We start from the raw sequence: 24389 nt of genomic DNA, 5'->3' as shown, positions 1-24389 counted from the left end.
CTGTCGTACCTACCGTTTAGATTTGTCCCGGTTCCCTCCCCTAGACGGAGATACCCCGTGAGGACCGATAAAGACACCGCCCTGTTTGGCGATGGCGACGAAATACCCAGCAATCACTCGAACAACCCGCATATCGACGATCTGATCCAGGGCATCGGTCGCCGCCAGGTGATCGCCGGTGGCATGGCCATGGGCATGCTGGCCTTCCTCGGCGTGACAGTACCGCGAACCGGCAACGCTGGCGAGGCCCCCGGCCTGCTCAAGCAGCCCAGCCGCCTGGCGTTCGAAGCGGTAGCCGTGACGCGTGCCGACACCATTAGCGTACCCGAGGGGTATCAGGCCAAGACCTTCATTCCCTGGGGCACGCCGATCTGTGGCAGCTATCCGGCTTATCGCGAAGACGGCAGCAATACAGCCCAGGAACAAGCCGAGCAGACCGGCATGCACCACGACGGCATGCACTACTTCCCCATCGATGCCCGGAACGGCAAAGGCCAAAACAGCGAACACGGTCTGCTGGTGGTCAACCACGAATATATCGATGTGCCGCTATTGCACCCCAACGGCCCGACCCTGGTCGACGGCAAGCGCACGATCCCCGAAGAAGTGCGCAAGGAAATCAATGCCCACGGCGTTTCGGTAGTAGAGATCCGGCGCTCTCCACGCAACGGCTGGGAAGTGGTCGGCGACTCGAAGTTCGGTCGTCGCATAACCGCCGCCACGCCGATGGAAATCCGTGGTCCGGCACGCGGCCACGCCTTGCTGCGCACCCGCTACAGCCCCGACGGCAGCGCCACCCGCGGCACCCAGAACAATTGCTCCAATGGCTTCACCCCCTGGGGCACCTATCTGACCTGCGAGGAAAACTGGGCGAACTATTTCGCAACCCAGGACAGCGAATTGCCACGCGAACTGCAACGCTACGGCATCGGCAAGACCGGGCGCTTCGGCTGGGACACCCTGGAAGGAGACGAATTCCAGCGATTCGACGCCACCCGCAAGGCCGAAACGGCCAGCGGCGACTACCGCAACGAACCCAATCATTTCGGCTGGATCGTCGAGATCGACCCTTTCGATCCCCGCTCCGTGCCGGTCAAGCACACGGCCCTGGGCCGCTTCGCCCATGAAGGGGTGATCTTCGCACCCACCGGTCCCGGCAAACAGCTGGTCTGCTATTCGGGCGACGATTCGCGCAACGAATACATCTACAAGTACGTCAGCCGCGACAAGTTCCTTCCGGGTCGTCCCGATAACAGCCGCCTGCTCGACGAAGGCACCCTCTACGTCGCCCGTTTCAACGCGGACGGCACGGGCGACTGGCTGCCCCTCGACATCCGGGACGCGACTTTCCAGGCAGCCTGCGCCGCCAAGGGCATCGTCTTCGCCGACCAGGGCGAGGTTTTGATCAATACCCGCACGGCTGCCGACGCCATGGGCGCGACCAAGATGGACCGTCCGGAATGGGGCGCTGTGCATCCGCGAAGCGGCGAGGTCTATTTCACTCTCACCAACAACACGAACCGGACCGAAGCCGACGCAGCCAACCCTCGACCCGACAACGCCTACGGGCACATCATCCGCTGGCGGGAGGAAAGCCCGGAGCACACAGGCACCCGCTTCAACTGGGACCTCTTCCTCCTGGCAGGTCCCGAGGGCGACAGCCGCGGTCCGGACAACCAGCCGCTCGGCGCCGACAACATCCTCGCCAGTCCGGACGGACTCTGGTTCGATCCCCAGGGACTCCTGTGGATCCAGACCGATATGAGCGGCAGCCAGCACAGCGACGGCCCCTTCGGCAACAACCAAATGCTGGTGGCCGACCCGGACAGCGGCGAGCTGAAGCGCTTCCTCGTCGGCCCTGTCGGCTGTGAGGTCACCGGCCTCACCGCCACGCCGGATTTTTGCACGCTGTTCGTCAACATCCAGCATCCCGGCGAAGGCTCGACTCCGGACAACCTGCTCAGCACCTGGCCGGATGGTCCGGGCAAGCGGCCGCGCTCCTCGACGGTGGTCATCACCCGGGAAGGCTGGCGCCCGGTACTGTGATTCCCGACTTCACAGCCGTATGACCGGTCCCAGCCGGTCATGATCAATAGCGCCACCCAAGCTCCGCTTTGGCGTCATGGCAAGCGCACCGATCGCCACCCGTCCGGATCGGGAAGGTGAAATTTGCTTTTTCGGCAGATGAGCTATCGTGAAATGAAAGACATTGGCTCCCGTGAAAAAGGCCTTCCCTTCGAGGTACAACCGGCTCTTTCAAGCATCTGGCAAACCAATATCACAAGCCCCCAACCCCCGCGCACTGTGATCGGTATAACACCGGGAAAGTGCGCGGTGAGTCCTTTTGTAGCGGAAAATTGATCCAGAACAATATTTTCGATGCCGCACGAGCATAGAGTGACCGCCCCAAGCGGCTGCTACATTTTGACGCAGCCATCCATCCTTTAAGCCGTTCCTTGATCAAGGAGTTCCGGCATGTCTGAAGCAGTTGCCACGCTGTCCCACAACTGGGGATTCGCAGTTTTCCTGTTAGGCGTCGCAGGCCTGTGCGCCTTCATGCTCGGCGTTTCCCGCCTGCTCGGCAGCAAGGCCGTCGGACGCAGCAAGAACGAACCCTTCGAATCCGGCATCGTTCCCACCGGCGGTGCGCGTCTGCGCCTTTCGGCCAAATTCTATCTAGTCGCGATGCTCTTCGTGATCTTCGACGTCGAAGCCCTATTTCTCTTCGCATGGGCGGTATCGGTTCGCGAAAGCGGCTGGGCCGGGCTCATCGAAGCAATGATTTTCATAGCAATTCTGTTGGCGGGTCTTGTCTATCTCTGGCGGATCGGTGCCCTCGACTGGGCTCCGGAAGGCCGCCGTAATCGGCAGGCAAAGCTGAAACAATGAGGCTTTGGCAATGCAATACAAACTTACCAGGATCGACCCGGATGCTTCCTACGAGCAGTATCCGATCGGAGAGCGGGAAACCGTAACGGACCCCAGCGAGGGTCAGGTTCACCGCAACATATTCATGGGCAAGCTGGAAGACGTGCTGAGTGGTGCGGTCAACTGGGGGCGCAAGAATTCCCTATGGCCCTACAACTTCGGCCTCTCTTGCTGCTACGTGGAAATGACCACCGCCTTCACCGCCCCCCACGACATCGCCCGCTTCGGCGCCGAAGTCATTCGCGCCTCGCCGCGGCAGGCCGATTTCATGGTTATCGCCGGAACCTGCTTCATCAAGATGGCGCCGATCATCCAGCGTCTCTACGAGCAGATGCTCGAACCGAAGTGGGTGATCTCCATGGGCTCCTGCGCCAACTCCGGCGGCATGTACGACATTTACTCAGTCGTCCAGGGTGTCGACAAGTTCCTCCCCATAGACGTCTACATTCCAGGCTGTCCTCCGCGCCCCGAAGCCTTTCTGCAAGGCCTGATGCTGTTGCAGGAGTCCATCGGTCAGGAGCGCCGGCCTCTTTCCTGGGTCGTCGGCGACCAAGGCATCTATCGAGCCGAGATGCCCTCGCAACGGGAACTGCGCCGCGAACAGCGTATCCAGGTCACCAACCTGCGCAGCCCCGACGAAGTCTGAGCCGGCTTTCCCCGCGCCCATCCGCGCGGCAAGCCCAGGCTCATTCTGTCCGTTGATCAAAAGCGACCGAGACCATGACTGCAGACAGCGTTCTGTCCATTCCGCCGTACAAGGCCGACGACCAAGACGTGGTCGCCGAACTCAACTCCCGTTTTGGTGCCGAAACCTTCACCGTACAAAGCACCCGCACGGATATGCCCGTGCTCTGGGTAGCACGGGGAAAACTCATCGAAGTTTTGCGCTTCCTGCGCAACCTGCCGCGCCCCTACGTCATGCTGTATGACCTGCATGGCGTCGACGAGCGGCTGCGTACCCAGCGCCGCGGCCTACCGGAGGCCGACTTCAGCGTCTTCTATCATTTGCTGTCGATCGAACGGAACAGCGACGTGATGATCAAGGTCGCCCTGAAGGAGGGCGACCTCAAGCTACCCAGTGCCACCGGTATCTGGCCGAACGCCAACTGGTACGAGCGCGAAATCTGGGACATGTACGGGATCCACATCGAAGGCCACCCGCACCTGACCCGCATCCTGATGCCGCCGACCTGGGAAGGCCATCCGCTGCGCAAGGATTACCCGGCCCGCGCCACCGAATTCGATCCCTACAGCTTGTCGGCGGCCAAGCAGGACCTGGAGCAGGAAGCGCTGCGCTTCAAGCCCGAGGAATGGGGCATGAAGCGCGGCGGCGAGCACGAGGACTTCATGTTCCTCAACCTCGGCCCCAACCACCCGTCCGCCCACGGCGCTTTCCGCATCATTCTGCAACTGGACGGCGAGGAAATCGTCGACTGCGTGCCAGAGATCGGTTATCACCACCGCGGTGCCGAGAAGATGGCCGAGCGGCAGAGCTGGCACAGCTTCATTCCCTACACCGATCGCATCGACTACCTCGGCGGGGTGATGAACAACCTGCCCTACGTGCTGGCCGTCGAGAAGCTGGCCGGCATCAAGGTGCCGCAGCGGGTCGACGTGATCCGCATCATGATGGCGGAGTTCTTCCGCATCCTGAACCACCTCCTCTACCTCGGTACCTATATCCAGGACGTCGGCGCCATGACGCCGGTGTTTTTCACCTTCACCGACCGCCAGCGTGCCTACAAGGTGGTCGAGGCCATCACCGGCTTCCGCCTGCATCCGGCCTGGTACCGCATCGGCGGGGTCGCCCACGACCTGCCGCGTGGCTGGGACGCCCTGGTCAAGGAGTTCGTCGAGTGGATGCCCAAGCGTCTGGACGAGTACGAGAAGGCGGCACTGCAGAACAGCATCCTGCGTGGTCGCACCATGGACGTGGCCAAGTACGACACCCGGCAGGCACTGGAATGGGGCGTCACCGGCGCCGGCCTGCGGGCCACCGGTCTCGACTTCGACCTGCGTAAGGCGCGCCCCTACTCCGGCTACGAGAACTTCGAATTCGAAGTCCCTCTGGCGCACAACGGCGACGCCTACGACCGCTGCATGGTCAAGATGGGGGAGATGCGCCAGAGCCTGCGGATCATTGAGCAGTGCCTGAAGAATATGCCGGAAGGCCCCTACAAGGCCGACCATCCGTTGACCACGCCGCCGCCTAAGGAGCGCACGCTGCAGCACATCGAGACCCTGATCACCCACTTCCTGCAGGTGTCTTGGGGCCCGGTGATGCCGGCCAACGAATCCTTCCAGATGATCGAGGCGACCAAGGGCATCAACAGCTACTACCTGACCAGCGATGGCAGCACCATGAGCTACCGCACGCGCATCCGTACCCCGAGCTATGCCCACCTGCAGCAGATCCCTTCGGTGATCCGCGGCAGCATGGTGGCCGACCTGATCGCCTACCTGGGCAGCATCGACTTCGTTATGGCCGACGTGGACCGCTGACATGAATTCAATTATTCAGACCGACCGTTTCGTCCTCAGCGAAACCGAGCGCTCAGCCATCGAGCACGAGATGCATCACTACGAGGACTCGCGCGCCGCCTCCATCGAGGCGCTAAAGATCGTCCAGAAGCAACGCGGCTGGGTGCCGGACGGCGCCATCCCGGCCATCGGCGAGATTCTCGGCATCCCGGCCAGCGACGTCGAAGGCGTGGCCACCTTCTATAGTCAGATCTTTCGTGTTCCGGTGGGGCGCCACGTGATTCGCGTGTGCGACAGCATGACCTGTTTCATCGGTGGCCATGAAACCATACTCGCCGCCCTCCGCCAGAGACTCGGCATCGTTCCCGGCCAGACCAGCCACGACGGCCGCTTCACCCTGTTGCCGGTGTGCTGCCTGGGCAACTGCGACAAGGCCCCGGCCGTGATGATCGACGACGATACCTTCGGCAACCTGACGCCCGAAGGAATAGAACAACTGCTGGAGGCCTACCCATGACTCTTCCCTCCATCGGTCCCGCCAACCGCACTCCTCGCACGGCGGAAACCCATCCCCTGACCTGGCGCCTGCGCGAAGACGCCGAACCGGTCTGGCTCGACGAATACCAGCAGAAGAACGGCTATGCCGCGGCGCGCAAGGCGCTCGCCGAACTGTCGCCTGCCGACATCGTCGCCATCGTCAAGGATTCTGGCCTCAAGGGACGCGGCGGCGCCGGCTTCGCCACCGGCATCAAATGGGGCCTGATGCCCGCCGACGATTCCATCGACATCCGCTACCTGCTGTGCAACGCGGACGAAATGGAGCCGAACACCTGGAAAGACCGCCTGCTCATGGAGCAGTTGCCGCACCAGTTGATCGAGGGCATGCTGATCAGCGCCCGGGCGCTGAAGGCCTATCGCGGTTACATCTTCCTGCGCGGCGAGTATGTCGATGCCGCCCGTAACCTCAACCGCGCCATTGCCGAAGCCAAGGCCGCCGGCCTGCTCGGCAAGAACATCCTCGGCAGTGGCTTCGACTTCGAGCTGTTCGTGCACACCGGTGCCGGCCGCTACATCTGCGGCGAAGAAACCGCTCTGATCAACTCCCTCGAAGGGCGCCGCGCCAACCCGCGCTCCAAGCCGCCCTTTCCGGCCGCCGTCGGCGTCTGGGGCAAGCCGACCTGCGTGAACAACGTCGAAACGCTGAGCAACGTGCCGGCGATCATCGGTAACGGCGTCGACTGGTACAAATCCCTGGCCCGGCCCGGCAGCGACGACATGGGTACCAAGCTGATGGGCTTCTCCGGCAAGGTGAAGAACCCCGGCCTCTGGGAACTGCCCTTCGGCATCACCGCTCGCGAGCTGTTCGAGGACTATGCCGGCGGCATGCGCGACGGTTACCGGCTCAAGTGCTGGCAACCGGGCGGTGCCGGCACCGGCTTCCTGCTCCCCGAGCACCTGGACGCACAGATGTATGCCGGCGGCATAGGCAAGGTCGGCACCCGCATGGGTACCGGCCTAGCTCTGGCGGTGGACGACAGCATCAACATGGTTTCGCTGCTGTGCAATCTGGAGGAGTTCTTCGCCCGCGAATCCTGCGGCTGGTGCACCCCGTGCCGCGACGGCCTGCCATGGAGCGTCAAGCTGTTGCGCGCCCTGGAGCGTGGCGAAGGCCAGCCCGGCGACCTGGAGACCCTGGAGCAACTGGTCAGATTCCTCGGTCCGGGCAAGACCTTCTGCGCCCATGCACCGGGCGCCGTCGAGCCGCTGGGCAGCGCCCTCAAGTACTTCCGTCAGGAGTTCGAGACCGGCGTGCGGGCAAACCCCGTGGAAACACGCCAGAGCATCGCCGCCTCACAAATTTGAATTTGCTCGAAACGCTGCTCGGACGGAGCCAGGGGCCCTCCTGCCCCGTGGACTCTTCCGTCCCGACCCACGTCGGTCGCTGCCTCGCGCAGCGCCAGCACCGGATTCCATTAGCCACACCCGCTGCGGCGGGTATTGAAGAAAACTGAACCATGGCCACTATCCACGTAGACGGCAAGACGTTCGAAGTCGATGGCGCGGACAACCTGCTCCAGGCCTGCCTGTCCCTCGGACTCGACATTCCCTACTTCTGCTGGCACCCGGCGCTAGGCAGCGTCGGCGCCTGCCGACAATGCGCGGTCAAGCAGTACAACGACGAGAACGACAAACGCGGTCGCCTCGTCATGTCCTGCATGACCCCGGCCACCGACAACACCTGGATCTCCATCGAGGACGAGGAAGCGAAACAGTTTCGCGAGAACGTCGTCGAGTGGCTGATGACCAACCACCCGCACGACTGTCCGGTGTGCGAGGAAGGCGGTCACTGCCACCTGCAGGACATGACGGTGATGACCGGCCACGCCAGGCGCCGTTATCGCTTCACCAAGCGCACCCACCAGAACCAAGAGCTAGGTCCCTTCATCGCCCACGAGATGAACCGCTGCATCGCCTGCTACCGCTGCGTGCGCTACTACCAAGACTATGCCGGCGGCACCGACCTGGGCGTCTACGGCGCCCATGACAACGTCTACTTCGGCCGCGTCGAGGACGGCGTGCTGGAAAGCGAGTTCTCCGGCAACCTCACCGAGGTTTGCCCGACCGGGGTGTTTACCGACAAAACCCATTCCGAGCGCTACAACCGCAAGTGGGACATGCAGTTCGCCCCCAGCATCTGCCATGGCTGCTCGGTCGGCTGCAACATCAGCCCCGGCGAACGCTACGGTGAGTTGCGCCGCATCGAGAACCGCTACAACGGCTCGGTGAACCACTACTTCCTCTGCGACCGCGGCCGTTTCGGCTATGGCTACGTCAACCGCACGGATCGTCCGCGCCAGCCGCTGCAGGGCAACGACAAGCTCGGCATCGACGCCGCCCTCGACCGGGCTATGGCCCTGCTGAAGGACCGCCGCGTGATCGGCATCGGTTCGCCGCGCGCCAGCCTGGAGAGCAACTTCGCCCTGCACGAGCTGGTCGGTCCCGACAACTTCTACAGCGGTGTCGCGGCCGGTGAGCAGGAGCTGCTGCAACTGGCGCTGCGCATCATGCAGGAAAGCCCGCTGCCGGTTCCCTCGCTGCGCGAGATCGAAAGCCACGACGCCGTGTTCGTGCTCGGCGAGGACCTGACCCAGACCGCCGCGCGCATCGCCCTAGCTCTGCGCCAGTCGGTCAAGGTCAAGTCCGAGGAAATGGCCGCCGCTCTGAAGGTCCAGCCCTGGCTGAACGCCGCCGTGCGCAACATTGCCCAGCACGAGTTGAGCCCGTTGTTCATCGCCAGCCTGTCCGCGACCCGCCTGGATGATGTGGCGGCCGAATGCGTGCATGCCGCACCCGACGACCTGGCTCGTCTCGGTTTCGCCGTGGCCCACGCCATCGACGCCGAGGCGCCAGCGGTCGAAGGCCTCGATCCCGAAGCCGCCGCCCTGGCCCAACGCATCGCCGATGCCCTGCTGGCTGCCAAGCGTCCGCTGCTGGTTTCCGGCACCTCGCTTGGCTCCAGGGCCCTCCTGGAAGCCGCAGCGAACATCGCCAAGGCCCTGCACAAGCGGCAGAAGAACGCCGCCATCAGCCTAGTCGTGCCGGAAGCCAATAGCCTGGGTCTGACCCTGTTCGGCGGGGCCTCGCTGGACGCCGCCCTGGAACGGCTCGTCAGCGGCGAGGCCGATGCCGTGGTGATCCTGGAGAACGATCTCTATCGTCGCATCGAGCCGGCCCGGGTGGATGCCGCCCTGGCCGCGGCGAAGGCGGTGATTGTCGCCGATCACCAGCGTACCGCCACCGCGGCGCGGGCCCACCTGCTGCTGCCGGCGGCCAGCTTCGCCGAGGCCGACGGTACCCTGGTCAGTCAGGAAGGCCGCGCCCAGCGCTTCTTCCAGGTCTTCGATCCCAGCTACTACGATGCCGGCAACCTGGTGCGCGAAAGCTGGCGCTGGCTGCACGCCCTGCACAGCGCCTTACAGGGCCGCTCCGTCGACTGGACCCAGCTCGATCACGTCACCGGGGCCTGCGCCGATGCCCGTCCGCAACTGGCCGGCATCCGCGACGCTGCTCCGAATGCCGCGTTCCGTATCAAGGGCCTGAAGCTGGCCCGCGAGCCGCATCGCTACAGCGGCCGCACCGCCATGCGCGCCAACATCAGCGTGCACGAACCGCGCACGCCGCAGGACCAGGACAGCCCCTTCGCCTTCTCCATGGAGGGCTACGCCGGCAGCAACGAGAATCGCCAGCAGATTCCCTTCGCCTGGTCGCCGGGCTGGAACTCCCCGCAGGCCTGGAACAAGTTCCAGGACGAAGTGGGCGGCCACCTGCGCGCCGGCGATCCGGGCATCCGCCTGATCGAGGCCCAGGGTGACCGTCTGGCATGGTTCAGCGAGCCGCCGCGGGCGTTCGACCCACCTCGAGGCCACTGGCAAGTGGTGCCCATCCATCACCTGTTCGGCAGCGAAGAGACCACCGCGCGCGCCGAGCCCATCCAGGAGCGGATCCCGCAGCCCTACGTGGCCCTGGCCAAGGCCGAAGCCGAACGCCTCGGGGTCAACGAAGGCGCCCTGCTCGGCCTGCGCATCGAGGGCGTGGAACTGCGCCTGCCGTTGCGTCTGGACGAAAACCTGAGTACCGGCCTGGTGGCCTTGCCCGACGGCCTGCCGGGTATTCCTGCCGCACTCTTCGGCCGTCTGGCCAGCGATCTGCAGGAGGCTGCGCAATGAGCTGGATCACACCCGAACTCATCGAGATTGTCGTCGCCATCTTCAAGGCCATCGTTATCCTGCTGGTGGTGGTGGTCTGCGGCGCCCTGCTCAGCTTCATCGAGCGCCGTCTGCTCGGCCTCTGGCAGGATCGCTACGGTCCCAACCGGGTCGGCCCGTTCGGCATGTTCCAGCTCGGCGCGGACATGCTGAAGATGTTCTTCAAGGAGGACTGGACGCCACCGTTCGCCGACAGGCTGATCTTCACCCTGGCGCCAATCGTCGCGATGAGCGCCCTGCTGATGGCCTTCGCGGTGGTCCCGGTGACTCCGACCTGGGGCGTGGCCGATCTCAACATCGGCCTGCTGTTCTTCTTCGCCATGGCCGGCCTTGCGGTCTACGCGGTGCTCTTCGCCGGCTGGTCGAGCAACAACAAGTTCGCCCTGCTCGGCAGCCTGCGCGCCTCGGCCCAGACCATCTCCTACGAGGTGTTCATGGCCCTGGCGCTGATGGGCATAGTCGCCCAGACCGGCTCCTTCAACATGCGCGACATCGTCGAATACCAGGCACAGCACACCTGGTTCATCATTCCCCAGTTCCTCGGCTTCTGCACTTTCTTCATCGCCGGCGTCGCGGTGACCCACCGCCACCCCTTCGACCAGCCGGAGGCCGAGCAGGAACTGGCCGATGGCTACCACATCGAATATGCGGGCATGAAATGGGGCATGTTCTTCGTCGGCGAGTACATCGGCATCGTGCTGGTCTCGGCACTGCTGGTGACCCTGTTCTTCGGTGGCTGGCACGGCCCGTTCGGCATCCTGCCGCAACTATCCTTCATCTGGTTCGCCCTGAAGACGGCCTTCTTCATCATGCTGTTCATCCTGCTGCGCGCTTCCCTGCCGCGCCCGCGCTATGACCAAGTGATGGCTTTCAGCTGGAAGTTCTGCCTGCCCCTGACCCTGCTCAACCTGCTGGTGACCGGCGCGTTCGTGCTGGCGGCCCAGTAAGGAGAAGACACGTCATGTTCAAATACATCCGAGAAGTGCTGTACGGCACCTTCACCCAGCTGCGCAGCCTGGTGATGGTGTTCTCCCACGCCTTCCGCAAGCGCGACACCCTGCAGTATCCGGAAGAACCCGTCTACCTGCCTCCGCGCTATCGCGGCCGCATCGTCCTGACCCGCGACCCCGACGGCGAGGAGCGTTGCGTGGCCTGCAACCTCTGCGCGGTGGCCTGCCCGGTCGGCTGCATTTCCCTGCAGAAGGCCGAGAAGGAAGACGGCCGCTGGTATCCGGAATTCTTCCGCATCAACTTCTCGCGCTGCATCTTCTGCGGCCTTTGCGAGGAGGCCTGCCCGACCACAGCGATCCAGCTCACCCCGGACTTCGAGATGTCCGAGTACAAGCGCCAAGAACTGGTCTACGAGAAGCAGGACCTGCTGATCTCCGGCCCCGGCAAGTACCCGGATTACAACTTCTACCGCGTGGCGGGCATGGCGATCACCGGCAAGCCGAAAGGCGCCGCGCAGAACGAAGCCGAGCCGATCAACGTGAAAGGCCTGCTGCCTTAAGGACCCAGGAAAAATGGAATTCGCGTTTTACCTCAGTGCCGGATTCGCCGTGGCGTCCACCCTGCGGGTGATCACCCACACCAACCCCGTGCATGCCCTGCTCTATCTGATCGTTTCCCTGCTGGCGGTAGCCATGTGTTTCTTCAGCCTCGGCGCTCCCTTCGCCGGCGTGCTGGAAATCATCGTCTACGCCGGCGCCATCATGGTGCTCTTCGTCTTCGTGGTGATGATGCTCAACCTCGGCCCGGCCGTCGCCGAACAGGAACGGCAATGGCTGAAACCGGGCATCTGGGCCGGACCGACGCTGCTCTCCGTCCTGCTGCTGGTACAGCTGCTATACGTGCTGTTCGGTACCTCGGACGGCGCCCTGGTCGGCCAGCAGACGGTGGATGCCAAAGCTGTGAGCGCTGCCCTGTACGGCCCCTACCTGCTGGCCGTAGAGCTGGCGTCCATGCTGCTGCTCGCCGCGCTGGTCGCCGCCTATCACCTCGGCCGCCGCGAAGCCAAGGAGTGACCCGATGAATGCAATTCCCATGGAGCACGGTCTGGCGCTGTCCGGCGTGCTGTTCAGCCTCGGCCTGATCGGCCTGATGGTACGGCGCAACATCCTGTTCGTACTGATGAGTCTGGAAATCATGATGAACGCGGCCGCCCTGGCCTTCGTGGTCGCCGGCAGCCGCTGGGCGCAGGCCGATGGGCAGATCATGTTCATTCTGGTGATCACCCTGGCAGCCGCCGAGGCCAGCATCGGCCTGGCGATCCTGCTGCAGTTGCATCGCCGCTTCCATACCCTCGATATCGACGCTGCTAGCGAGATGCGCGGATGAACCTACTATTCCTTACCTGTCTGTTTCCACTGATCGGCTGGCTGCTGCTGGCCTTCTCCCGTGGACGCCTTTCCGAGAACCTGTCCGCGCTGATCGGCGTCGGCTCCGTAGGCCTTTCGGCCCTGACCGCCGCCAACGTCATCTGGCAGTTCCACAGCGCTCCGCCGGAAGGCGGCGTCTTCACCCAGACGCTGTGGCAGTGGATGAGCGTGGACGGCTTCGCGCCGAGCTTCACCCTCTACCTGGACGGCCTTTCGGTCACCATGCTCGGCGTGGTCACCGGCGTGGGCTTCCTGATCCATCTGTTCGCCAGTTGGTACATGCGCGGTGAAGAGGGCTACTCGCGCTTCTTCGCTTATACCAACCTGTTCATCGCCAGCATGCTGTTCCTGGTGCTGGGCGACAACCTGCTATTCCTCTACTTCGGCTGGGAAGGCGTGGGGCTGTGCTCCTACCTGCTGATCGGCTTCTACTACCACGAACGCAAGAACGGCAACGCGGCGCTCAAGGCCTTCATCGTTACCCGCATCGGCGACGTGTTCATGGCCATCGGCCTGTTCATACTGTTCTTCAATCTAGGCACCCTGAATATCCAGGAGCTGGTCGGCCTAGCTGCGCAGAAATACGCAGAAGGCGACAACTGGCTGTGGATCGCCACCCTGATGCTGCTCGGCGGCGCGGTCGGTAAGTCCGCCCAACTGCCGCTGCAGACCTGGCTGGCCGACGCCATGGCCGGCCCGACCCCGGTTTCGGCGCTGATCCACGCGGCGACCATGGTGACCGCCGGCGTCTACCTGATCGCCCGGACCCATGGCCTCTACCTGCTGACCCCGGAGATCCTCGATCTGGTCGGCATCGTCGGCGGCCTGACTCTGCTGCTGGCCGGCTTCGCCGCCTTGGTGCAGACCGACATCAAGCGTGTCCTCGCCTACTCGACCATGAGCCAGATCGGCTACATGTTCCTCGCCCTGGGGGTCGGTGCCTGGGATGCGGCAATCTTCCACCTGATGACCCACGCCTTCTTCAAGGCCTTGCTGTTCCTCGCTTCCGGCTCTGTGATCCTTGCCTGCCATCATGAACAGAACATCTTCAAGATGGGCGGCCTGCGCAAGAAGCTGCCGCTGGCCTACGCCAGCTTCCTGGTCGGCGGCGCGGCGCTGGCCGCCCTGCCGCTGCTGACCGCAGGCTTCTACTCGAAGGACGAAATCCTCTGGGAAGCCTACGCCAACGGTCGCGTCCTGCTGCTTTTCGCCGGTCTGGTCGGTGCCTTCCTAACTTCCCTGTACACTTTCCGGCTGATCTTCATCGCCTTCCATGGCGAAGCCAAGGGCGAGGTGCATGAAGGACACGGCATCGCTCATAACGTGCCGCTCGTGGTGCTGATCGTCCTGTCCACCTTCATCGGCGCCTGGATAGTCCCGCCGCTACACGGCGTGCTGCCGGAAAGCGCCGGCCATGCCGGTGGCGGGGCCAAGCACGTGCTGGAAGTCATTTCCGCCGTCGTCGCGCTGGCCGGTATCGCCTTCGCCGCGCGCCTCTACCTGGGCGACCGGCAACTGCTCGACGGCATCGCCCGGAGCGAGCCGGCGCGCCAACTGATTCCCCTGTGGTACGCCGCCTGGGGCTTCGACCGGCTTTACGACCGCCTGTTCGTCACTCCCTACCTGCAGCTCTGCCGCCTGCTCGGTCGCGACCCCATCGACCGCGGCATCAGCGTGATTCCGCGCCTGGCGCGCGATAGTCACGGGGTTTTGAGTCGCAGCGAGACCGGCCAGTTGCGCTGGTATGCCGGCTCCATCGTCGGCGGTGCCGTGCTGCTGCTCGGCATCGTGCTGTTGACCTGACATTTTGCGAAAGGAATTGAGCCCGTCATGATTCTGCCCTGGCTGATCCTGATCCCCTTTATCGGCGGCCTGCTATGCTGGCAGGGTGAGCGCTTCGGCACCACCCTGCCACGCTGGATCGCACTGCTGACCATGTCCCTGCTGCTGGTTCTCGGCCTTTGGCTGTGGGCCACCGGGGACTATACCCTGGCCCCCGCACCGGGAGCCGCCCCCCTCTGGACCTCCGAGTTCCGGCTGAGCTGGATCGAGCGTTTCGGTATCGAAGTACACCTGGCCCTCGACGGCCTATCGATACTGATGGTGGTTCTCACCGGCCTGCTCGGCGTGCTTTCGGTCCTCTGCTCCTGGAAGGAAATCCAGCAGAAGGTCGGTTTCTTCCACCTCAACCTGATGTGGATTCTCGGTGGCGTGGTCGGCGTCTTCCTAGCTGTCGACCTGTTCCTGTTCTTCTTCTTCTGGGAAATGATGCTGGTGCCGATGTACTTCCTCATCGCGCTCTGGGGTCATAGCGGCAGTACGGGCAACACCCGTATCAGCGCCGCCACCAAGTTCTTCATCTTCACCCAGGCCAGCGGCCTGGTCATGTTGGTGGCCATCCTCGGCCTGGTGTTCGTCCACTACAGCCAGACCGGCGTATTCACCTTCAACTACGCCGACCTGCTGAAGACCCAGTTGGAGCCGGGCACCGAGTTCCTGCTGATGCTTGGCTTCTTCATTTCTTTCGCGGTGAAGTTCCCGGTGATCCCGGTCCACTCCTGGCTGCCCGATGCCCATGCCCAGGCGCCGACCGCCGGCTCCGTGGATCTCGCCGGCATTTTGCTGAAGACCGCCGCCTACGGCCTGCTGCGCTTCGCCCTGCCGCTGTTTCCCAACGCCTCGGCCGAATTCGCGCCGATCGCCATGGGCCTCGGCGTGTTCGCCATCGTCTACGGCGCCCTGGTGTCCTTCGCGCAGACCGACATCAAGCGCCTGGTGGCCTATTCCAGCGTGTCGCACATGGGCTTCATCCTGATCGCCATCTACTCCGGCAGCCAGATCGCCCTGCAGGGCGCCGTGGTGCAGATGATCGCCCACGGCCTCTCCGCCGCCGCGCTGTTCATCCTCTGCGGCCAGCTCTACGAACGCCTGCACACCCGCGACATGCGCGAGATGGGCGGCATTTGGGGACGCATGCCCTGGCTGCCGGCGGTCAGCCTGTTCTTCGCCGCCGCCGCGCTCGGCCTGCCGGGCACCGGTAACTTCGTCGGCGAATTTTTGGTCCTGATCGGCACCTTCCCGCAGGCGCCTTGGATCACCGTGCTGGCCTCCACCGGCCTGGTGCTCGGCTCGGTCTACTCGCTGATCATGATCCACCGCGCCTACTTCGGCCCGGCCAGGACGGAAGGCGCCCTGCTCGGTCTGAACACCCGCGAACTGAGCATGGTGCTCGGCCTGGCAGGATTGCTGATCCTCCTCGGCGTCTACCCGCAGCCGGTTCTCGACACTTCCGCTGCCAGCATGCAAGGCGTGCAGCAGTGGCTGAGCACCGCCCTCACCCAACTCGTTTCGGCCCGGTAAGTAGAGCCATGCAAATCACGACGCAACAACTCATCGCCCTGCTGCCGCTGCTCATCACCTCCGCCACCATCATGGCGGTGATGCTCGGCATCGCCTGGAAGCGCAACCACTCGTTGACCTTCATCCTTTCGGTGTCCGGTCTCAACCTCGCCCTGCTATCGGTCATTCCGGCGGCCAAGGTCGCGCCGCTGGCGGTCACCCCGCTGCTGCAGATAGACAGCTTCGCCGTGTTCTACACGGCGCTGATCCTGGTCGCCACCCTGGCCTGCGTGACCCTGATCCATGCCTACATGGGCGACAAGAGCGGCACGCCGGGCTATCCCGGCAACCGCGAGGAAATGTACCTGCTGATCCTACTCGCTACGGCCGGGGCGCTGGTGCTGGTCGGGGCCCAGCACCTGGCCGGGCTGTTCATCGGCCTGGAACTGCTTTCGGTACCGGTATACGGCATGGTCGCCTATGCCTTCTTCAACCGGCATTCGCTGGAAGCCGGCATCAAGTACATGGTGCTCTCGGCGGCGGGCTCGGCCTTCCTGCTGTTCGGCATGGCCCTGCTCTACGCCGAATCCGGCAGCCTGAGCTTCGCCAGCCTGGGCAACGCCATGGCGCCGGACGGCGTGCAGGGCAGCCTGATACATGTCGGCATCGGTCTGATGCTGATCGGCCTGGCCTTCAAGCTGTCGCTGGTACCCTTCCACCTGTGGACGCCGGACGTTTACGAAGGCGCGCCGGCACCGGTCTCGGCCTTCCTGGCGACCGCCAGCAAGGTCGCGGTGTTCGCCGTGCTGCTGCGCCTGTACCAGATCTCCCCGGCGACTTCCGGCGGCTGGCTGAATGACCTGCTGAGCCTGATCGCCGTCGCCTCGATCCTGCTCGGCAATCTGCTGGCGCTGCTGCAGAGCAACATCAAGCGCCTGCTCGGCTACTCCTCCATCGCCCATTTCGGCTACCTGCTGGTGGCGCTGATCGCCAGCAAGGGTATGGCCATGGAGGCGATCGGCGTCTACCTGGCGTCCTATGTGCTGACCAGCCTCGGCGCCTTCGGGGTGATCACCCTGATGTCCACACCCTATAGCGGCCGCGACGCCGACGCCCTGTACGAGTACCGCGGCCTGTTCTGGCGCCGTCCGTACCTGACCGCCGTACTCACCACCATGATGCTGTCGCTGGCCGGCATCCCGCTGACGGCCGGCTTCATCGGCAAGTTCTACGTGATCGCCACGGGCGTCGAGTCTGGGCTCTGGTGGCTGCTCGCGGCGCTGGTCATCGGTAGCGCCATCGGCGTCTACTACTACCTGCGAGTAACGGTAACCCTGTACTTGGTCGAGCCGAAGCTGCAGCGTCGCGACGCTCCGCTCCGCTGGAACCTGGGCAGCGGCGGCATCATGCTGCTGCTCATCGCCCTGCTGGCCTTCGGCCTCGGCGTCTACCCGCAACCCCTGCTGGAGCTGGTGCAGCAGAGCGGCCTGCTGGTCGGCTGAAGCCGGATCACCGACATGGCGGAGCGATTGCGCTCCGCCATGTCGGCACACTTCAGCGAAACTCCTTCCCCCCTCCCGTTCACGCGTCCCTGCGCGCCGGCAATTCGATCGTTACCCGCAACCCTCCCAGCGGCGAGTCCTGCAGCGTCAGCCTGCCCTGCCAGGCTTCAAGGATATCGCGCACTATGGCCAGGCCCAGTCCATGCCCGGCGACCTGCTCGTCCAGGCGGATGCCGCGATTCATGGCCTCGGCGCGAAACTCGGCGGCCATTCCCGGACCATCGTCGTCGACCAAGATCAGCCAGCCGCCCGGCACACTGGCGATTTCCAGCTTCACCTGCATCCGTGCCCACTTGCAGGCGTTGTCCAGCAGGTTGCCGAGCAGCTCCAGCATGTCTTCCCGGTCCCACGGCAGGCGCACCCCTGGCGGCGCCCGCCAATCGATCGCTAGCCCCCGGTTGTGGACCATCGCTAGGGTGGCGAACAATCCGGGCAGTTCCGCCGCGCAATCGAAGTGACTGGCCGGCAAGGCCTCGCCGGCCAGCCGCGCACGCCCCAATTCCCGGGCCAGGCGCTGCTCGATCTGCGCCAGTTGCTCCTGCAGCGACGCCAGCAGTTCCGGGCAGGCAGCCAGTTCGTCCCGTGCGGCCAGACTAGTCAGCACGGCCAGCGGCGTCTTCAGGGCGTGACCGAGATTGCCGACCGCATGCCGCGACCGCTGCAGCGTGTTCTCGGTCTGGCGCAGCAGATGGTTGATCTGCGCCACCAATGGCTCCAGCTCGACGGGAACCCCAGTATCCAGTTGCTGGCGAAACCCCTGCTGCAACTGCTCGACCTGGCGGCGCACTTCTTCGAGCGGTTTCAAGGCCCGGCGCACCGTGAGTCGCTGCAGCAGCACCACCAGAACCAGCACACCCAGCCCCAGCAGGCAACCGAGCCCCTGCACGCGCCGATAGGCCTGCAGGATCGGCGTATAGTCGGAAGCCACGCTGATCGAGATGTCCTGACCGAAACGCCGGTAGTCGGCACGGTAGAGAAGCAGACGCTGCCCGTTCGGACCGTCGACCAGTCCGTCCTGCAGGCCCGTGTCGGGCGAAACCGTCAGGGCATGGTCCCAGAGGGAGCGCGAACGCCAGATCTCGTCAGCCAAGTCGATACGGAAATAATGGCCGGAATAGGGGCGCTGGTAGACGCCCGGCAGGCGCGGCTCATCCAGTTGGATGCCCTGCTGTCCGCGGACCAGACCGGTCAGCAGGGCTTCCGCCTGCTCGCGCAGATCGTCTTGCAGGTAGCGGCGCAGCCCCGCATCGAGCATCCAGAGCGTGCTTTGCGCCAGCAGAAGCCCGGCGCCCAGCAGGACACCGATCAGGCCCAGCCCCAGCCGGCGCTGGATCGATCTCAATGCACACCGGCGAAGCGGTAGCCCTGGCCGCGGCGGGTTTCGATCACTGTCCGGCCGAGCTTGCCGCGCAGGCGGTTGATGTGCACCTCGATGACGTTGGAGTCGCGCTCGGTTTCGCCGTCGTAGAGATGCTCGGCGAGTTGCCCCTTGGAGAGCAACTGGCCCGCGTGCAGCATCAGGTAGCGCAGCAAGCGGAACTCGGCGGCGGTGAGCTCGATATCCTCCGTACCGCAGCGAACCATCTGACGGGCTTCATCGAGCTGTAGTCCCCCCGCCTCCAGTTGCGGTTGGTTGGCCAGCCCGTGGGCCCGGCGCAGCAGCGCCTGGATACGCAGTTGCAGTTCCTCGGGATGGAAGGGCTTGCACAGATAGTCGTCGGCTCCCGCCTTCAGCCCCTCGATGCGTTCCGCCCAGGAAGCGCGAGCGGTGAGCACCAGTACCGGTGTGGCCAGCCCCCGGGCGCGCCACTCGCGCAGCACCTCCAGTCCCGGCTTGCCGGGCAGTCCCAGATCGAGAATCATCAGATCGTAAGGCTCGCAGGTCCCCTGGCGGGCGGCATCGCGCCCATCGGCTAGCCAGTCGACGGCATAGCCCTGGCGCTGCAGGCTGGCCACCAGCTCATCGGCCAAGCTGACCGAGTCTTCCACCAACAGCAGACGCATCAGTCGTCTTCCTCGTCCTTCAGGATGCGGCCGTCGCGGGCATCCAGTTCCAACTCGCGCACCACCCCGCCGGTCGTGAGCAGTTCCACTTCATAAACGTAGGCGCCGTGCTCTTCCTCCAGTTCGGCCTCCAGCAGACTGGCGCCCGGGTAACGGTCCAGGGCACTGCGGACCAGTTGCTCGAGCGGCAGGATGACGCCCTCCTGACGCAGACGCAGGGCCTGGTCCTGATCCAGGTCCCGTGCATCCGCGCTCAACAGGCAGAAAGCGGCGAGCAGAGCTGCCCCCCAAGCTCCGAAGCGGGCACGCGCGCGCATCATTGGCCGAAGGCGCATCCTGCAGAGGGGACGATGAAAGCAAGCATGGAAGAATCCCTCGAAAAACGTGGTGGATAGAGAAGCCGACAAGAGCCGCCGTCCCCCTTAGCCCCTCTTCGACCAGTCTGGGGCCAGTGCCTTAATACGGGCTGAACGGCGACTTCCGGTCGTTCCTGGTGGAACCATAAGCCGGCTCAGGGGTTAAAATCCACCCCGCGCGCCTGCGGGACGCGCCCGAAGCGGGAAGCGTCCAACTCACCCATCAAGGCACTGTTCAGTGGAATTATTCAAAGAATTCGTATTCGAAGCGGCTCACCGCCTCCCCCGGGTTCCGGCCGGACACAAGTGTGGCCGGCTGCACGGCCACTCCTTCCGCGTGGCCATCTATATCGAGGGCGAAATCGATCCCCACACCGGCTGGATTCGCGACTTTTCCGAGATCAAGGAGATCTTCAAGCCGATCTACGAACGGCTGGACCACCACTACCTGAACGAGATCGAAGGTCTGGAGAACCCGACCAGCGAGATTCTCGCCAAATGGATCTGGCGACAGCTCAAACCTCTGCTGCCCGAGCTTTCCCGGGTGCGCATCCACGAAACCTGCACCAGCGGCTGCGAGTACCGCGGCGACTGATCAGCCGCCGCTTTGCAGGCGGCGGTACTGTTCGAGCACCTTCGGCACGTAGCGCCGGGTTTCGGCGAAGGGCGGGATGGCGCCGCCGCTGCCGATGACCGCCCTGGGACCGGCGTTGTAGGCGGCCACGGCCAAGTCGAGATCCTAATCGAACATATCAGCAGGCGTTTCAGGTAGCGGGCGCCGCCGCGGATATTGGCGGTCGGGTCCCAGACATCGACCACCCCCAGTTCGCGGGCGGTATCCGGTATCAACTGCATCAGACCGGCTGCCCCCTTCGGCGAAACGGCACGCGGATCGTAGTCGGACTCGTCGCGGATCACCGCACGCAACAGTGCTTCGGACAAGCCGAGCTCGGCCGTCGCGGCGGCCACCAGCGCGGTATGGGGCAGCGCAGCGGCCAGCGTTCGCGCTTCGACACGGCGGCCGCGGACACGAGCGGCGGCTCGCGACGCAGGCGCACGCTCCTGCGCTCCCGGCGATGGACATTGGTGAGGACGATGCTGCCGTCCGCCGCCACCTCCCTGTAGATATCGCCATATGCCGGCATCGCCGACGCCAGCACGGCGCTCATGCCGAACATGTCCCGCTCGCTGGAAGAGAACCGCCTGGCGACACCGGTTTCCCTGCGTATGCTGCGTGCCGGCGAACAGGCCGGCAACCTCGGCGTCATGATGGAGCGCACCGCGGACTTCTACGACGAAAAGACCGGACGCTGGATCGACTGGTTCGTGCGGCTGTTCGAGCTGCTGCTGATGACCTTCATCGACCTGATCATCGGGGCTGAGCGTGGTCCTGATGTACATGCCGATCTTCAAACTGGCATCGAGCATCCAGTAGTTTTGCGACGAGCGGACGGGATGTCACAAGGGGCTTTTGGAGAACTCGTGTAGCGCAGGCAGGAACTCCGAGGCCGGCAACGGCTTGCAGAACAGGAAGCCCTGCCCCGAATCGCAGCCCAGCGCCTCTAGCAACTGACGCTGTTCCTCGTCCTCGATGCCCTCGGCGATGGTCTGCATGTCCAGATCCTTGGCCAGGTCAATGATGGCCTGGACGATGCTCCGGTCGCTACCGGCGGACGAAATGGCCTGGATAAAGGAACGATCGATTTTCAGCTTGTGCACCCGCAGCTTTTTCAGATAGCTGAGCGACGAATAGCCGGTGCCGAAGTCGTCGATGGAAAGCTTCACGCCCCGGGAGCGCAGGCTGCGCACGATGTCGACAACCTGCTCGGGATCGTCCATCGCCACGCTTTCGGTCAGCTCCAGTTCGAGCGCCCATGGCGGCAACTGGCTTTCGGCGAGCGCCGTGTCGATCTTTTCCAGCAGAGCCGTATCGCGGAACTGCGCCATGGAGATGTTGACCGCGATGCTCATGTCCCTAGGCAAACCCGCATCCAGCCAATGCCTCATCTGCTGCGTGGCCCTGCGCAGGACAAAATCGCCTATCTTGATGATCTGACCGGTGATCTCGGCGATGGGGATGAACTCGGCGGGACTGATGAACCCCAATTCGGGATGGCGCCACCTTACCAGAGCCTCGGCGCCTTCCAGCTTTTTTCCCGTTATGTCGAACTGCGGCTGGTAATAGATATCCAGTTGCCCGCATTGAAGCGCTTCGCGCAACGCCCCCTCCAGCAACAGGGATCTGGCCGCGCACGCCTGCATTTCCTCCGAGAAGAACGCATAGTGGCTGCGGCGCTCCTGCTTGGCCCAATACATGGCGATATCGGCATGGCTGGACAGGGTTTCGAGATCCCGCCCATCCTGGGGAAATATGCAGATTCCCATCGACGCGGAAACGTGCAGCGTATATTGCCCTAATTGAATAGGTACTTCGACGGATCTCTTGATGCATTCGGTCATTTGTTCGGCCGTGCGCACGTCCGCCTCGGGAAGCAGTAACATGAACTCGTCGCCACCCTGGCGGGACATCATATCCCCTGGGCGCAGGACCTTTTCCAGGCGTGCGGCGAGTTCGACCAGCAGGGCATCGCCGACTTTATGGCCCAGCGAATCGTTGACGTTCTTGAAGTTGTCGAGGTCCATGAAGATCAGCGCCAGGGACTGCCGTTGCTTCTCGCAGCGCGTGGCCTCGACCTCGAAGCAGGCATTGAACAGCGTGCGGTTCGGAAGCCCGGTGAGCGCATCGAAGTGCGCCATCTGCTCGATCTTGGACTGATTCCTGGCTTGTTCCGTCACGTCCCGGATCAGGATGACGAAATGACTGCTCGTATCGGACCGCTGCGCGAGCAACGAAGCCGAAACATCGAAAACCACCTCCTCCGCGCCCTTGCCGGTTCGGAACCGGAGCCCCGCGCTCTGCCCCTCGCTTTTTGCCGCCCGCATCGCCCCGGTCAGACAGTCCATGGCCTGGGAGGGAAGCCGATCCTGGAGATAATCCCCAGCCCTCGGCTCCTTCTCCCCGAACAGCTTTCCGTCCGCCGGAACGTGGGCACTGAGGAGCAGGCCATCAAGGCGAGCCTCGAGAATGATATCCGGCAACGCCCCCATGAGAACTTCGACATGCTGCCTCGAATCCTCCAGAAACTTGTAAGGGGCAAGAATGGACTCGACAAAGATGGCCCTGTACAAGATCAGATAAGCAATTATCTTGTAGATATGACCGGAGATATTGTAAGCATCCGTGACATTGCTATATATCGTGAAAAAGAACGCCCCCATCATCATGACCAGCACGGAACAGATCAGCAAGCCTTTATCGAGCCCCATGTCCCTGCGTCTTCGCACTGACAACAAGACTATGCTGGCAGCATGAATGGCGATGATGGAGAACTCGACTTCCCGCTTAAACTCCGTCAGGCCGACGCCCTCCTGATAAGTCCTCGGCAGTATCTCTGGAAATAGAAGCAGGAGCAGATGAATCGATACGATGGCGCACAGGGTGACAAGAAGGACTCTCCATCTGTCCGGGCCAATCGCGGCGGAGCGGCCGGAAACTTCCAGCCGCCAGGGCAGGCAGGCGATGAGCAAGATGCCCAGCGCCGTCAGACAACGTGCCAGCAGGTAGAAACCGATCGCCTTCTCCGGGGAGTTCGGACCGAGAAAATCGGGCATCCCCAAGTAGGACAACATGTGCGAAAAGTCGGAAATCGCCACACCCAGAAAGGTGCAGGAGACAATCAGGATGACGCGGTTCCCATGCATCCTGAAAGTGTGCCAGCCAACGGCGAAGATCAGCACGCTCACCACGATGGAAACGGTTTCCACCACCTGGTGCAGCGTCAGAAAATACTTTACCGGCGACAGCAAACCGCCGAATAGAAAAATCAGAACCCAGACAGCCAGCAGTAGCGACATTCCTAACCAGCGCTTGCCCAAAGCATTGTTTTTCTTGTTTTTCCGCATATCAGGCACCACCACTCAAGACAGGCTGCAGCCGAATGAAATCGCGCCATGTCATCGTGTACAAAATGCTTTCGCTTCTTGTTTTCTCAAACTTGCTGGCAATGGCTGCACGTTCGCGAATGCGATTTCCAGCCATGCCGGCATGTCGGGGTTGCCTGGATTCGAACGCGCATGGCATGGACAACGTCCGCACTCCTGATTTCAGGATCGGTCCGCCTCAACCGTGACTGCAAAAACGACTGCCGTCAGCCAAGGAGCAGGACAGCTTCGCTACGGGAAGCCGCGCCAGCCCTTGAGTCGTCTCCCGGGAAAAGAGGTCATCCGAATGCATTGCCAAGCAGACATCGGCATCCGGCAGCATGCGGAGCGAAGCGGCGGACCTGGACGCAGGCGTATCGGTCAGTGACGAGGGAGGCTCTACTGTAGCCATCTCGGCTCGACGCGAGCGGGTCAAACAAGCCCTCCATGGATGGCCTGTTTAGTCGATTGGACGGCTCAAGACCGGGGAAATGGAGCCGATATGGACTCCCAGCCACAGCCGACCATACCTCGAAGTCCGGGCGACGGCTCACCGGAGGCCCGGCGCTGTCGCCACGCCCGAAAGGTCTTTCG

19 protein-coding genes and 2 pseudogenes are annotated in these 24389 nt (G+C 63.5%); 16 read left to right on the top strand and 5 right to left on the bottom strand.

Annotation, left to right across the window (positions count from 1 at the left end; translation table 11 throughout):
- Positions 1–57: 57 nt before the first annotated feature.
- The 14 genes from ACGI6K_RS09415 to nuoN all read left to right on the top strand — a co-directional run bounded on the left by ACGI6K_RS09415 (position 58) and on the right by nuoN (position 17394).
- On the top strand, positions 58–2046 hold the full coding sequence (locus ACGI6K_RS09415) for a PhoX family protein (RefSeq protein ID WP_376949593.1): 1989 nt from the start codon (positions 58–60) through the stop codon (positions 2044–2046).
- Between the two features lie 429 nt (positions 2047–2475).
- The gene (locus ACGI6K_RS09410) at positions 2476–2889 is read left to right on the top strand and encodes an NADH-quinone oxidoreductase subunit A (RefSeq protein WP_012701403.1); all 414 of its coding nucleotides are present in this window, start codon (positions 2476–2478) and stop codon (positions 2887–2889) included.
- Between the two features lie 10 nt (positions 2890–2899).
- The gene (locus ACGI6K_RS09405) at positions 2900–3574 is read left to right on the top strand and encodes a NuoB/complex I 20 kDa subunit family protein (protein ID WP_012701404.1); all 675 of its coding nucleotides are present in this window, start codon (positions 2900–2902) and stop codon (positions 3572–3574) included.
- 74 nt (positions 3575–3648) lie between these two features.
- Positions 3649–5430 carry an NADH-quinone oxidoreductase subunit C/D gene (gene nuoC / locus ACGI6K_RS09400; protein ID WP_376949590.1) on the top strand — a complete coding sequence of 594 codons (1782 nt, stop codon included), beginning with the start codon at positions 3649–3651 and terminating at the stop codon, positions 5428–5430.
- Position 5431: 1 nt separating this feature from the next.
- On the top strand, positions 5432–5926 hold the full coding sequence (gene nuoE / locus ACGI6K_RS09395) for an NADH-quinone oxidoreductase subunit NuoE (protein WP_376949588.1): 495 nt from the start codon (positions 5432–5434) through the stop codon (positions 5924–5926).
- Positions 5923–7272 carry an NADH-quinone oxidoreductase subunit NuoF gene (gene nuoF / locus ACGI6K_RS09390; protein ID WP_376949586.1) on the top strand — a complete coding sequence of 450 codons (1350 nt, stop codon included), beginning with the start codon at positions 5923–5925 and terminating at the stop codon, positions 7270–7272. Before nuoE ends, nuoF begins: the two co-directional genes overlap by 4 nt.
- Positions 7273–7424: 152 nt before the next feature.
- A complete protein-coding gene (nuoG, locus tag ACGI6K_RS09385; RefSeq protein ID WP_376949584.1) occupies positions 7425–10136 on the top strand; it encodes an NADH-quinone oxidoreductase subunit NuoG in 2712 nt (903 codons plus the stop codon).
- Positions 10133–11122 (top strand): NADH-quinone oxidoreductase subunit NuoH, encoded by a 990-nt coding sequence (gene nuoH / locus ACGI6K_RS09380; RefSeq protein WP_376949582.1) that lies wholly within the window; start codon positions 10133–10135, stop codon positions 11120–11122. The genes nuoG and nuoH overlap by 4 nt, the downstream gene beginning before the upstream one ends.
- Positions 11123–11136: 14 nt before the next feature.
- Positions 11137–11685: an NADH-quinone oxidoreductase subunit NuoI gene (nuoI, locus tag ACGI6K_RS09375; RefSeq protein WP_376949580.1), complete on the top strand. Its 549-nt coding sequence runs from the start codon at positions 11137–11139 to the stop codon at positions 11683–11685.
- Positions 11686–11698: 13 nt separating this feature from the next.
- The gene (gene nuoJ / locus ACGI6K_RS09370) at positions 11699–12199 is read left to right on the top strand and encodes an NADH-quinone oxidoreductase subunit J (RefSeq protein WP_376949578.1); all 501 of its coding nucleotides are present in this window, start codon (positions 11699–11701) and stop codon (positions 12197–12199) included.
- Between the two features lie 4 nt (positions 12200–12203).
- Entirely contained in the window at positions 12204–12512 is a 309-nt protein-coding gene (gene nuoK / locus ACGI6K_RS09365) for an NADH-quinone oxidoreductase subunit NuoK (protein ID WP_376949576.1), read from the top strand.
- Entirely contained in the window at positions 12509–14356 is a 1848-nt protein-coding gene (gene nuoL, locus ACGI6K_RS09360) for an NADH-quinone oxidoreductase subunit L (protein ID WP_376949574.1), read from the top strand. Before nuoK ends, nuoL begins: the two co-directional genes overlap by 4 nt.
- 27 nt (positions 14357–14383) lie before the next feature.
- Positions 14384–15913, top strand: a complete 1530-nt coding sequence (gene nuoM, locus ACGI6K_RS09355) for an NADH-quinone oxidoreductase subunit M (RefSeq protein WP_376949572.1) — start codon at positions 14384–14386, stop codon at positions 15911–15913.
- Between the two features lie 8 nt (positions 15914–15921).
- Positions 15922–17394, top strand: coding sequence for an NADH-quinone oxidoreductase subunit NuoN (gene nuoN / locus ACGI6K_RS09350; RefSeq protein ID WP_376949570.1), 1473 nt, complete (start codon positions 15922–15924; stop codon positions 17392–17394).
- A gap of 79 nt (positions 17395–17473) precedes the next feature.
- On the opposite strand, the gene ACGI6K_RS09345 is transcribed toward nuoN, so the two are convergent.
- From ACGI6K_RS09345 to ACGI6K_RS09335, 3 genes are read right to left on the bottom strand one after another with little or no spacing between them, the layout of a single operon-like run.
- Positions 17474–18796, bottom strand: coding sequence for a sensor histidine kinase (locus ACGI6K_RS09345; protein ID WP_376949568.1), 1323 nt, complete (start codon positions 18794–18796; stop codon positions 17474–17476).
- Complete coding sequence (locus ACGI6K_RS09340) at positions 18793–19458, bottom strand: response regulator transcription factor (RefSeq protein ID WP_376949566.1); 666 nt, start codon at positions 19456–19458, stop codon at positions 18793–18795. Before ACGI6K_RS09340 ends, ACGI6K_RS09345 begins: the two co-directional genes overlap by 4 nt.
- Positions 19458–19778 (bottom strand): PepSY domain-containing protein, encoded by a 321-nt coding sequence (locus ACGI6K_RS09335; protein WP_376949564.1) that lies wholly within the window; start codon positions 19776–19778, stop codon positions 19458–19460. The genes ACGI6K_RS09340 and ACGI6K_RS09335 overlap by 1 nt, the downstream gene beginning before the upstream one ends.
- 274 nt (positions 19779–20052) lie before the next feature.
- On the opposite strand from ACGI6K_RS09335, the gene queD reads away from it, so the two are divergent.
- Positions 20053–20409, top strand: a complete 357-nt coding sequence (gene queD / locus ACGI6K_RS09330; protein WP_376949562.1) for a 6-carboxytetrahydropterin synthase QueD — start codon at positions 20053–20055, stop codon at positions 20407–20409.
- Here the strand turns inward: queD and ACGI6K_RS09325 are convergent.
- Positions 20410–20992 (bottom strand): annotated as a pseudogene (locus ACGI6K_RS09325) (lytic transglycosylase domain-containing protein). It abuts the gene before it with no gap.
- Between ACGI6K_RS09325 and ACGI6K_RS09320 the strand changes: the two are divergent.
- A pseudogene (locus tag ACGI6K_RS09320) lies at positions 20991–21249 on the top strand (type II secretion system F family protein); the annotation flags it as partial. The pseudogenes ACGI6K_RS09325 and ACGI6K_RS09320 overlap by 2 nt on opposite strands.
- Positions 21250–21272: 23 nt before the next feature.
- Here the strand turns inward: ACGI6K_RS09320 and ACGI6K_RS09315 are convergent.
- Entirely contained in the window at positions 21273–23777 is a 2505-nt protein-coding gene (locus ACGI6K_RS09315; protein ID WP_376949560.1) for a bifunctional diguanylate cyclase/phosphodiesterase, read from the bottom strand.
- Positions 23778–24389: the final 612 nt, after the last annotated feature.

It is taken from the genome of Azorhizophilus paspali (genome assembly GCF_043587585.2).
GTDB lineage: Bacteria > Pseudomonadota > Gammaproteobacteria > Pseudomonadales > Pseudomonadaceae > Azotobacter > Azotobacter paspali.
The sequence above is the reverse complement of the archived record's forward strand: the minus strand, read 5'-3'. Positions and strand labels throughout refer to the sequence as shown.

Bases quoted from the DNA above. Each gene is read 5' to 3' on its own strand.
- nuoJ (WP_376949578.1), top strand. From the start codon at position 11,699: ATGGAATTCGCGTTTTACCTCAGTGCCGGATTCGCCGTGGCGTCCACC.
- nuoM (WP_376949572.1), top strand. From the start codon at position 14,384: ATGATTCTGCCCTGGCTGATCCTGATCCCCTTTATCGGCGGCCTGCTA.
- ACGI6K_RS09405 (WP_012701404.1), top strand. From the start codon at position 2,900: ATGCAATACAAACTTACCAGGATCGACCCGGATGCTTCCTACGAGCAG.
- ACGI6K_RS09410 (WP_012701403.1), top strand. From the start codon at position 2,476: ATGTCTGAAGCAGTTGCCACGCTGTCCCACAACTGGGGATTCGCAGTT.
- nuoH (WP_376949582.1), top strand. From the start codon at position 10,133: ATGAGCTGGATCACACCCGAACTCATCGAGATTGTCGTCGCCATCTTC.
- nuoF (WP_376949586.1), top strand. From the start codon at position 5,923: ATGACTCTTCCCTCCATCGGTCCCGCCAACCGCACTCCTCGCACGGCG.
- ACGI6K_RS09315 (WP_376949560.1), bottom strand. From the start codon at position 23,777: ATGCGGAAAAACAAGAAAAACAATGCTTTGGGCAAGCGCTGGTTAGGA.
- nuoK (WP_376949576.1), top strand. From the start codon at position 12,204: ATGAATGCAATTCCCATGGAGCACGGTCTGGCGCTGTCCGGCGTGCTG.
- nuoG (WP_376949584.1), top strand. From the start codon at position 7,425: ATGGCCACTATCCACGTAGACGGCAAGACGTTCGAAGTCGATGGCGCG.
- nuoN (WP_376949570.1), top strand. From the start codon at position 15,922: ATGCAAATCACGACGCAACAACTCATCGCCCTGCTGCCGCTGCTCATC.
- ACGI6K_RS09335 (WP_376949564.1), bottom strand. From the start codon at position 19,778: ATGATGCGCGCGCGTGCCCGCTTCGGAGCTTGGGGGGCAGCTCTGCTC.
- ACGI6K_RS09340 (WP_376949566.1), bottom strand. From the start codon at position 19,458: ATGCGTCTGCTGTTGGTGGAAGACTCGGTCAGCTTGGCCGATGAGCTG.
- nuoL (WP_376949574.1), top strand. From the start codon at position 12,509: ATGAACCTACTATTCCTTACCTGTCTGTTTCCACTGATCGGCTGGCTG.
- nuoI (WP_376949580.1), top strand. From the start codon at position 11,137: ATGTTCAAATACATCCGAGAAGTGCTGTACGGCACCTTCACCCAGCTG.
- nuoE (WP_376949588.1), top strand. From the start codon at position 5,432: ATGAATTCAATTATTCAGACCGACCGTTTCGTCCTCAGCGAAACCGAG.
- nuoC (WP_376949590.1), top strand. From the start codon at position 3,649: ATGACTGCAGACAGCGTTCTGTCCATTCCGCCGTACAAGGCCGACGAC.